The organism is Sphingobacterium composti, assembly GCF_009829075.1.
In the GTDB taxonomy this organism is placed as follows: domain Bacteria; phylum Bacteroidota; class Bacteroidia; order Sphingobacteriales; family Sphingobacteriaceae; genus Sphingobacterium; species Sphingobacterium composti.
Window position 1 is genome coordinate 90,077 of sequence record NZ_WUQZ01000001.1, and the last position, 11,826, is coordinate 101,902.

Here is an 11,826-nt window from a genome sequence, read left to right on the forward strand (position 1 = left end):
TGTTGGATTTTATCCATGACATTACTTACGCCAAGTTACATGGCTGTTTATGGAAATGCGCTCAATACAAAAGTATTTATTACGCATAATCTCTCCGTCGTACAATCCATACAGGGTAATATTGTAGACGCAACTACTGGGGTTGGAATGGCAGGTGTAACTATCACAGTCAAGGGTACTGGCATATCTGCCAAAACTGATTCTAAAGGTTTATTTACTATTGCTGCAAAGGTTGGCGATGTTTTGGTAATCAACTATTTAGGTTATGAGACAGTTGAGCATCGAATAACAAGTAGCACAGTAACCATTTCTTTAAATTCATTAGAAACGGCGTTGGATGAGGTGATTGTAGTAGGCTATGGTACTACAAATAGAAAATCTGTGGTGGGGGCAGTTGATCAGATTAGCTCTAAAGCAATCGAAAATCGTCCTGTTGGTAACGTCACACAAGCGTTGCAAGGAGCTTCTCCCAGCTTGAATATTCAGCAAAGAAGTATGAATCCAAATGATAATACGATGAATATTAATATTCGTGGTATTTCTACGATGAATAACAACAATCCTTTAATAGTCATTGACGGTTTAGTTTCAGAAGGAGGAAGTTTGAATAAACTCAACCCAGCTGATATTGAAAGTGTTTCGGTCTTGAAGGATGCTGGAACTGCGGCAATTTATGGATCTCGTTCTGCTAATGGTGTTATTTTAGTGACGACCAAGAAAGGACGTCAAAATCAAAAACCAAAAGTATCTATTAGCTCTTTAGTAGGATTACAAGAGCCAAATGTACTTTACCGACCTGTAGAGGGATATCAAAATGCAACCTTGAAAAACCTAGCGTTGACGAATGTTGGGCAAAACCCACAATTCTCACCTACAGAAATAATGGATTTGTATGACCATAAGGCTGAAGAGCGTTGGAATTATGATGAAATTCTCCAAAATGGAATGCAACATAATCATAATATAAGTATCGCCGGTGGTGGTGAAAATACATCGTATTTATTCTCCGGTGGTTTTTTCGATCAAAGAAGCAATTTCGTGGGGGATAATTATGGTATTAAGCGATATAACTTACGTTCTAATATCGGAACAGAATTTGGAATTTTTAAATTGAATTCAATACTAGCCTATACTCGCAACAATAACAATGCAACTACTGCAGCGAACGCCATCATTAACTCTTCGCGTATTCCATCATATTACTTTTATAGGATGCAAGCAGAGAATGGAAAATACTTAGTTAATAATGCATTAACTGACCAAAATCCATTAGCTGAATTAATGCAAGGTGGGAATCAATTGTCAGATAATGATTATTTTAATATTAACTTGAATTTGGAAGCCAAAATAGCTGATGGTTTGAAATTCCGTGGAATATTTGGTGCAGATCTATATGCAGATCATCGCTTTATACGTCGAAAACAAGTTCCTCTATATGCTAGTGAAGACGCGAGTACGCCATTAGTTTTTGTGAATTCAGCGCGTGGGACGGAAGATTTTAATGAAAAGGCTTATCTATTGAATTATCAATTGTTATTAGATTATTCTAAAACTTTTGGAAATCATTCCTTATCAGGATTATTAGGAGCTACTAATGAGTCTTATAGACGTACACGAAATGAAATAAAATTAAAATTTACGGACCCAATTCTTGGAATTCCTACTACTGGGACAGAAATAGACCCTTCAAGTAATGTGACATTACAAAATACATTGGAACGCAGTATCAATTCTGTTTTTGGACGTGTGGGTTATTCTTTCGCTGATCGATATTTCGCAGAGGCAAGTTTTCGATATGACGGATCTTCTCGATTTATCAAACAAAATAGATGGGGCTTTTTCCCTTCACTATCATTAGGTTGGAGAATATCTGACGAAAGTATTTTTGAATCGTATAAAGCTAATGTTGGTGACTTCAAAATTAGAGGTTCGTATGGTGTTTTAGGTAATCAAGAAATCGGTGATTACCAATATATGACCACATATATGTCAATGAATAACACTTATGGATTCAATAATGAACCGGTAGCTGGTGGAGGATTCCGATATGGTAATGTTGATCTACAATGGGAGAAAACCTATAATTTTAATATTGGGTTTGACGCTTCATTCTTAAATAATAATCTGACAGCAAGCTTTGATTATTTTGATAAGAATACTGTTGATATTTTGATCGTACCAGAAATTGCATCCGTATTTGGTACCACACTAAGTGATTATAATGCGGGCAAAATGCGTAATAAGGGATGGGAGCTTGTGCTTTCTTATCGTCTTAGAACCGAAAATGCCAACCATACGTTCTCTGGAAATATAGGTGACTCTTTTAATAAAGTCACGTATTTCGATGGTAAAGAACAAATTTCGACTAGTGATAATATCACTAAACTTTTGCGCGAAGGAGTTCCTTTGAATGCATATTATGGCTACAAGACAGACGGTTTCTTCATGAATATGCAAGATCTAGAGACAGCAGCATTGCCTGTTGGTTTGAGTCCTACGGATTTGAGACCTGGTGATGTGAAATATGTGGATCGCAATAGTGATGGTATTATTGATTCCCGCGACCGCTATATTCTAGGACACGCTTTCCCAAGATATACGTTTGGTTTTTCTTATGATGTAACATTCAAAGGTTTTGACTTCAATTTATTTTTACAAGGTGTTGGAAAGAGAGACATGATGGTGCGTGGTGAATTGGTGGAGCCATTCCACGAAAACTATTCCTATGCAATCTATCAGCATCAATTGGATTATTGGACGCCGACCAATATCAATTCTCGTTACCCAAGATTGACAGCTGCTGGTGCGGCTTCTACATCAAACAATTACCAGAAAGATTCTGATTTGTATTTATTTGATGGGAAGTACCTGCGTGTTAAGAATATTCAGTTAGGATATAGTTTGCCGCAAGATGTAACGAGTAAAATGGGTTTGCAAAAGTTCCGAGTATTTGCAAATGCGCAAAATTTGTTCACTTTGTCAAAGAATTCTTGGATCGATCCTGAATCATCAGAATTTGGAAACAATATGAGTGGATCTGCTAATAGTGCAAGAAATTACCCAACATTAAAGTACTACGGTCTAGGTCTAGATATTCAATTTTAATAAATGATAAACATGAAACTAAATAAACTTTTTTCTATACTAAGTCTAGTTACGATTACATCATTTATGAGTTGTAATACACTAGATCCAATTCCTACCGATCGTTTCACAGACGAAACCTTTTGGCAATCAGTAGAGAATTCTGAAATAATGGTCAATATGGCCTATAACCAAATGTATTCTGCTGACAAGATGTGGAATGATGAAGCGTTGAGTGATAATTTATTCGAGGGAAGATCCAATACGGCACAGCGAGCAATTCGAAATGGTATAGCTGACCCGACTTTAGGTAGATTTGCTGATGAATGGAAGCAAGCCTATGAAGGACTCAAAACATGTCATGTATATATGGCAAATATTGATAGAGTCCCTAATATGGATGCAAATTTAAAAGCACGTCGAATTGCTGAAGTACGCTTCATACGAGCTTATATCTATTTCCGCTTGGTAAATTTTTATGGTGACGTGCCATTTTTTACAGAGGATATAACTTTAGCGGAAAGTTCTACCATTGGACGCACTGCTAAAGCTACCATCATACAATTTATTCATGATGAACTAGATGCCATATCAAACATTTTACCAAGTCGTAATGCATTGCCTGCAGCAGATAATGGTCGTATTACCAAAGGCGCTGTAGAAGCATTTCATGCTCGTGTGTATTTATATGAGAGCAATTGGAACAAGGTAGTAGAGCATACCGAGAAGTTGATAAATAATAAGGGTACATATGGAAACTATGATTTGTTTCCAACTTATGCAGGATTATTCACTGCTGCCAATGAGTATAACCAAGAAGTGATATTGGATTTTGGGTATGTTCCTTCGGTGAAAACTTGGAGTAAATTTTATGATGCAGCACCTTTGTCGGCTGGAGCAAGACTTAATGCTATTGCGCCGTTGCAAAGTCTGGTAGATAACTACATCACATTGAATGGTTTGCCTATCGCCAATGATGCTTCATATAATGAAAACAATCCATATGTAAATCGGGATCCTCGCATGGCTGCAACTATTGTCTATCATGGAGCCCAATGGCAGAATTTCAATGGAAATACTTCGACAATATATATCCGACCAGGTACTGGTTCTAACCAAACTGAGCGTATGGATGTATACGTTAATGCAGCTTCAAACTCCACCTCTACAGGATATTATATGAAGAAGTATTATGATGTTACCGCTACGGACAATTATAATTCGGGATTGAATATCATCATGATACGCTATGCTGATGTATTATTAATGTATGCTGAAGCAAAAAATGAGTTAGCAAAATTGACAAATGAAGATTGGAATTTGACCATCCGTAAAATTCGTGAAAGAGCTGGATTTACAAATGCGGCTGCATTAAATTATTCAACATCATGGACTCAAGATCAACTTCGTACATTAATTAGAAACGAAAGAAGATCAGAGCTTGCACTTGAAGGCCTTCGTTATTATGATATAATACGTTGGAAAGCTGGTAAGCAGTATTTAGATGGTGAAGTACGTGGTGCTAGATTTGAAAATAATAATTCTACTTACATACGCCTTGATACACGCAAATTTGATGAGAATAGAGACTATCTATGGTCTGTTCCTAGAAGTCAAATGGATATAAACAAAAATTTACTACCAAATAATCCTGGATACGCTAATTAATTAAATACAATTGAATTATGAAAAAATTAATCAACATCATATTGAGTTTGTATATGCTAGTCTTCATGTACTCGTGTAAGACTGATAATATGAATTATTCGGATGCACAAGTGACGGCAGTTAACGCGTTGTATGCACCGACAGAGAATGCCAGCGTGAAATTGCTGAGCGCTGCTTCAGCATCTTTGTTTTTTGAATGGGAACCAGCTAAAACCGAAGATAGTGGAGCTGCACTGTACGAAATTGTTTTCGACAAGGTAGGAGGTAATTTCTCTCAACCTATCTATAGAATGACTTCAAATAATAATGGTTATTTGTCCAACGCTATAGTTTCACATAAAATATTGAACAGTATTGCAATCAGTGCAGGAGCAAATCCTGGAGAATCTGTGGATATTGTTTGGTCAATTATATCTTCTCGCGGAATGAATCAAGTTTTGAGTAATCAATCAAGAAAATTGAACATTACAACACTTGAAGGATTTGCTGACGTGCCTAATGAAGTTTTTGTAACCGGCGAAGGCAGTGAAACTGGTGCGGATATCAATGCGAGTATGCCTTTCAAGCAAATTGCTCCAGGTGAATTCGAAATTTATACTAAACTAGAAGCAGGTAAAAAATATGTGTTTATTGATCGTAAAGGTGGCACACCACGATATTTTTACTCTGATGATCAAGTGAAATTAAAAGAAGGTACTGACGAAAGTGGTATGCAAGTATCAAAAACTGGCGTATATAAAATAAGTATAGACTTCAACGTAGCAACAATATCTGCTATCGAAATCACTAAAGTTGGCATGTTCTTTTCACCGAGCAATAGTGTTGTTGTAAATATGCCTTATGCTGGCAATGGTATTTTTAGAGGTACGGGGGTAGTGAATTTCAAACAAGAAAGCTGGGGGAGAGATCAGCGTTACAAATTCCAATTTGAATACATTGAAAATGGCGCAACTAAAATTGGACAATTCGGGACGAAAAATTCTACGGATAACCCACCTAATGCTAGCTCAGCACCTTCTTATTACTTTATCAGAGTATTGCCAAACAATTCACAGTGGGATGACAAGTGGAAGTTTATTGATGCGGTAGACGGAAAATCGACTACGATATCTATTATTTTGCAAGGTGATAAAGATTATACGCACACAGTAACTGTTAATTAAAACTGATGGATATGAAAAAAATAGCTTATTTATTTGTTTTGTTAACAGGATTTTATTCTTGTGATAAAATAGAGGATGAATATCGCTTTGACGATACCATCTCCGAATCATGGGAAAATATTGCGAATAAGACGACAGATAAATTGATAACTGATTTTTGGAACGAAGCTGGATATTTCAATTATGGAAGTAATCAATCCGATCGAGGGTTCCAATATTGGCCAAATGCGCACGCGATGGATGTTGTAATCGATGCATATCTGCGAACTAATGATGCTTCCTATAAAAACTACTTTGATACTTGGTTTGCCGGTATAAAGGTGAGAAACGGAGGTACCTACTACAACATTTATTACGATGATATGGAATGGAATGCGTTGACATTTTTACGCTTGTACGATGTGACCAAAGATCAGAAATACCTAGATGCGGTTCATTTATTGTGGGATGATATAATATTGGCGTGGAATGAAGAATATGTTGGTGGTGGATTAGCATGGAAAAAGGATCAGCCATATAGCAAAAACGCTTGCTCAAATGGCCCCGCTAGTATTCTTGCTGCTAGACTGTACAATTTGACAAAAGAGCAGAAATATTTGGATTGGGCAATAAAAATCTATGAATGGCAGAAGGATAATTTGTACAATCGAGCTACAGGGGCAGTTTATGATAATATAGACGGTCGAACAAATACTTTGAATAGCGTTACACTTACGTACAACCAAGGTACATTTTTGGGTACAGCAGTGGAATTGTACCGTATTACTAAAGATGTTGTTTATCTGAACGATGCGCAGAAGATTACTAATTACACTATCACAAAATGTATTGATGCAAGTAATAACGTGTTACGTGATGAGGGAAGTGGAGATGGCGCGTTATTCAAAGGAATTTTTATTCGATACTTTGTGGACTATCTATCATTAGAAGAAATTGATCCTTTATTTAAGACAAAGTTTAAAAACTTTTTAATAAATAATGGAAAGGTGGCATGGACAAGGGGAACTGATCCAAATGTACTATTATACAGTCCTTCGTGGACTACAGTACCTGTAGGAAATACACAATTAACCTCTCAATCAAGTGCAGCTATGCTTTTTGAGGCGTTAGCAATTATGAAATAATCTATAACCTAATCTTCATTAGCTAACTATAGCTAATGAAGATTTATAAAAACAGAATTATGAGGAACTTTTTTTTAACATGCTTTGTAATATCATGCATTGCTGTCAATTTGGTTTATGCCCAAGCGAATAGAAATATTAATCGCGCAAAGGAAACATTAGATTCTATTTATAAATATTACGGTGTTCATAATCGACAATTACTTCGTGAGCATTATCCATTTAAGGACGATTATAGAGCAGACTATTTGGGTGGAGGTGAAAATTCTAATAAGTCGAATCCATTCGCCTATTTGTGGCCTTATTCAGGGTCCCTATCAGCAACTGTTGCACTTTATGAGAATACAAAAAGTAAACAAACGCTAAATCACATTGATACCAAGGTATTAGTCGGTCTAGAAGAATACTTTGATAAGCGAAATCCTGTTGGATATGCTTCCTATATAAATTCAGCGCCATTATCGGACAGATTTTATGATGACAATGTGTGGTTAGGAATTGATTTTACAGATATATATTTACTTACGAAGGACAAGCGCTACTTAGAAAAGGCACTAGAGATATGGACCTTTGTTGAAAGTGGGATGGATGATAAGCTTGGTGGTGGTATTTATTGGTGTGAGCAACGTAAAGAATCAAAAAATACATGTTCTAATGCGCCAAGTGTAGTGTATTTAGCTAAATTGTATCAGGCGACAAAGGATAAAAAGTATTTGAATCAAGCGCAAGATTTGTACAAATGGACACAACAGAATTTGATAGATTGGACGGATTTTGTATACTTTGATAATATCAATCTGAAAGGCCAAGTGGATAAGAGAAAATACGCTTATAACACAGGGCAAATGATTCAAGCGGGTGCTTTATTATATAAATTAACAAAGAATAAGCAATATCTTATTGATGCACAAAATGCGGCTAAAGGAGGTTTTGATCACTTCTTCTTTGATGGTAAAGATAAAGACTCGGGAAAAGCTGTGAAATTACTTAAAACAAGTAACAATTGGTTTATAGCTGTAATGATGCGTGGTTATGTTGAATTGTATCAAGTCGATAAAAACAAAACTTACGTTGACGCTTTTCAGAAGAATTTGGATCATGCATGGAAACATATGCGTGAACCAAATGGCTTATTTAATAAAGATTGGTCTGGAGATAAGAGCGAAAAGTCAAAATGGTTGTTAGATCAATTTGCTGTAGTAGAAATGTACAGTAAAATGGCGCATGTCAAATAGGTAAGACTATTGTTTGTTGAAATAATTAATTTTTATGCTCAGCTGCCACAGCTGAGCATTTTTTGTTTTAGGGTTAGTTGCTGAAAATATAGATAATAATTTTTTAACTCTTTTTGATTAAGTTTTTGATCTTGAAAATATTATTATTTTTTGTAAAATATCTGCTTAACCATAGTATAAGCCTTTAATTAGGTTACAACTTATAAGCAGTCTTTAGGACAAAGTTGGATGATATTTTTCTTTTCCATTTAAAAATTATTCAAAATGCTTTTGCTAAATCGATTAAAATGATTTAATTAGTATAAATTATAAACGCATTTTACCAAAAGTTTCAATACATCAATTCTGTAATTAAAAGTTTCTACTTAAAAATCTATTGACTAATTAAATTATATTATGTGGAATTTAGACAAACTTAAACTTGGAAAGGGTAGGTTGTGGGTTTTTACCTTCTCCTTACTTGCAATCAGCACTAATTCAGTATATGGAAATAGGCTATCGTTCGAAGAAGCTTATCATCACGCTTTAAAACAACAAACAGTGCAAGGTACTGTCGTTGATGCCTCGTCTGGAGACCCCATATCTGGTGTTACAATCAACCTAAAAGGATCAAATTTAACAACGCAAACAGATGGCCAAGGAAAATTCTCTATCCAAGCACGAAATGGTGATATTTTGATAGCTAATATTTTGGGTTTTCAAGCTAATGAACAAACGGTATCTGGCACTTCAATTATTTTCCGACTGGCTGCTGAGCAAGCAGATATTGAAGAGGTAATAGTTGTGGGCTACGGTACTATGCGGAAGTCAGATGTTACTGGCTCCATTGCAGTAGTAAAAGGAGAAGAAATGACCAAGGCACAAAATTTTGGAGCATTAGATAACCTAAGAGGTAAGGCCGCCGGTGTAAATATTTTTTCGAATTCAGGACAGCCAGGTGCTTATGGAGCTAAAGTATTAATTCGTGGTAATGCTACGATTAATGCCTCATCTAGTCCATTATACGTGGTAGATGGTGTAGTTATGGAAAATTTTCATCTTATGAACCCCAATGATATTGAGCGTATAGAAGTCTTGAAAGATGCTTCTTCCGCAGCAATTTATGGTGCTAGAGGGGCGAATGGGGTTATACTTGTCACCACAAAACGTGGAGCTTCAGGTGGAGGTAAATCTATCAGCTATCAAGGTTCAGTAGGTGTAAGTTCTGTACAGCGATATATGAATGTTTTGAATAGTCAGCAATGGGTAGATGCATTTATGATTGGATTGGCCAATGAAAATAAATATCAAGCTGATTTTCTAAAAAATAGAGATCCAAATTGGAAACCATGGTCTTTAGACAAGAAGGATTGGTTTAATGACCCCAATTATTTCGATTCCAATGGAAATCCTTTGTATGATACGGATTGGCAAAAGGAGTCAAGTCAGAATGGACTGTCTCATAATCACCAAATAAATATTCAACAGGGTGATGAAAAATCATCTGTTGGTGCTTTTGTAAATTATACTGATCAACAAGGTGTAATTAAAAATATGTTTAGTAAACGTTTTAGTGGTAAGCTTGCCTATGACACTAAAGCGGTTGATTGGTTGTCGTCGAGTGTGAACCTCATGGTGAATCACAGTCTAGCAAACTATACACCTGAAGATGGTGGTGGACAAGATGCTAGACGGACTATGATTGAAATGCTTCCATGGTTACCTGTCTATGAACCATCAGGACAATATACAAGTTCTACAAGTTCAACTGTTAATAATGTTTTAGGTTTTGAAGGTATGGCAAATCCAGTTTCTATCTTGGAATTGCAAAAGCGAAACCGGTATAATACACAGATCTTTGGTAATGCAGCCTTGACATTCCATTTGGCTGAAGGTTTAGATTTGAGAACTCAATTTGGTGTTGATAACCAACGCAGAGATTATAAGGGCTATTCTTCCGTATTGTTGAATAATATATCAAAGCCTAATGGTTGGGCAGAGCTGCAATACGAAAATATGTTCTATTGGCAACAAGAAAATTATCTTACTTACCAAAAAACAATTGATAAACATAGAGTTAATTTGATGGGGGGATTGTCTTGGCAAGCTAGATCATCACAATATTCGCAATCACGTACTGAGGGATTTGACGATGATTTTTATGAATGGAATAATATGGGGGTAGGAAGAACTCCTTCTTCTCCAAACTCCAATACAGATAAATGGGCAATGAATTCTTACTTTGTAAGGGGAGCATATACCTATAATGATAAGTATTCTGCTACAGTAACAGGACGCTATGATGGTTCTTCAAAATTTGGTAAAAACAACAAATATGCATTTTTCCCTTCCGCAGGTTTAGCGTGGAATGTGTCAAATGAGGATTTCATGGCAGATAATAATACCATTAGTAATTTAAAAATTCATACAAGTTATGGACGGACTGGTAATTCTGAAATAGGGTCTTATAGTTCTACTGCTAATGTATCAGCGGGTACTACTTTATTAGATGGTACAAGACAACCATTTTCATGGGTATCTACGTTAGCAAATCCAGATTTGCGATGGGAAACGTCTGATCAATTTGATTTTGGGGTAGAGTTTGGTTTATTTTCTAACCGTTTAAATTTTGATGTGTCAGTTTACAATAAAAAGACTGTTGATTTATTGTTGCAAACTCCTATTCCGAGAAGTACTGGTTATTCAAGTGTAATGAAAAATATTGGTTCAGTGCAGAATAGAGGTATAGAGTTATTAATCAATGCTTATCCTGTAAGAAATGAAAATTTAACTTGGAATACCATGTTGAATATGAGTTATAACCAGAATAAAGTTTTAAAACTAGGAGATAAGGATGAGGATATACAAAGATTATGGTGGGTTGGCGGAGCGAATCAAATCATTCGTGTAGGCGAAAATTTAAATAGCTTTTATGGATATAAGCGCGAAGGAATTTACACACAAGCTGATGTTGATGCAGGTCAAGCGACGCTAAGTCAAGTGGGAAGACCTAAGCGTTCTACTGACAAATATATCATTGGTAAGGGGACTCCAGACTGGGCAGGAAGTTTTATAAATACGCTTAACTACGGTGATTTTGATTTAACAGTTGATCTCCAATTTGTTTATGGAGTAGAGACTATGCAACAGTTCTATCATTCCACATACGATAGATTTGGAATTACTAATGGTCTAGTAGAAATTTTAACTGATGCGTATAGTGAATCCAATCCAAATACAAGGCAACAGGCTATTTATTTAACAAATAGTGGTCATGCAGGACAAGATACAAATGTTGATGATGCATGGGTAGTAAACGGATCCTATCTAAGATTTAATTTGATACAATTGGGTTATACTTTTAATTCAGAAATGTTGAATAAATTAAGATTAGGTGCTGTCAGACTATTTGCATCTGCGAATAATCCTTGGTTGATTACTTCCAAAGACTTCAAAGGATATGATCCAGAAAGTACATCTCAAGTAGGAGATAACTTCGGGCAAAATATTACGTTTTTCTCTTATCCTAGAGCCAAGACTTTCACATTAGGGGTAAATGTTAAATTTTAGAAT

At 35.8% G+C, this 11,826-nt stretch carries 6 protein-coding genes; all 6 read left to right on the forward strand.

Annotated features, from left to right (window positions below):
* The first annotated feature begins 15 nt into the window (after window positions 1-15).
* On the forward strand, window positions 16-3,105 hold the full coding sequence (locus tag GOQ17_RS00475; RefSeq protein WP_159633179.1) for a SusC/RagA family TonB-linked outer membrane protein: 3,090 nt from the start codon (window positions 16-18) through the stop codon (window positions 3,103-3,105).
* Window positions 3,106-3,117: 12 nt separating this feature from the next.
* Complete coding sequence (locus GOQ17_RS00480) at window positions 3,118-4,752, forward strand: RagB/SusD family nutrient uptake outer membrane protein (protein WP_159633182.1); 1,635 nt, start codon at window positions 3,118-3,120, stop codon at window positions 4,750-4,752.
* Between the two features lie 17 nt (window positions 4,753-4,769).
* Window positions 4,770-5,915, forward strand: a complete 1,146-nt coding sequence (locus GOQ17_RS00485; RefSeq protein WP_159633185.1) for a SusE domain-containing protein — start codon at window positions 4,770-4,772, stop codon at window positions 5,913-5,915.
* Window positions 5,916-5,926: 11 nt separating this feature from the next.
* Window positions 5,927-7,039 (forward strand): glycoside hydrolase family 76 protein, encoded by a 1,113-nt coding sequence (locus GOQ17_RS00490; RefSeq protein ID WP_159633188.1) that lies wholly within the window; start codon window positions 5,927-5,929, stop codon window positions 7,037-7,039.
* 59 nt (window positions 7,040-7,098) lie between these two features.
* Entirely contained in the window at window positions 7,099-8,274 is a 1,176-nt protein-coding gene (locus GOQ17_RS00495; RefSeq protein ID WP_159633191.1) for a glycoside hydrolase family 76 protein, read from the forward strand.
* 396 nt (window positions 8,275-8,670) lie between these two features.
* Window positions 8,671-11,823, forward strand: coding sequence for a SusC/RagA family TonB-linked outer membrane protein (locus tag GOQ17_RS00500; RefSeq protein WP_159633194.1), 3,153 nt, complete (start codon window positions 8,671-8,673; stop codon window positions 11,821-11,823).
* Window positions 11,824-11,826 lie beyond the last annotated feature (3 nt).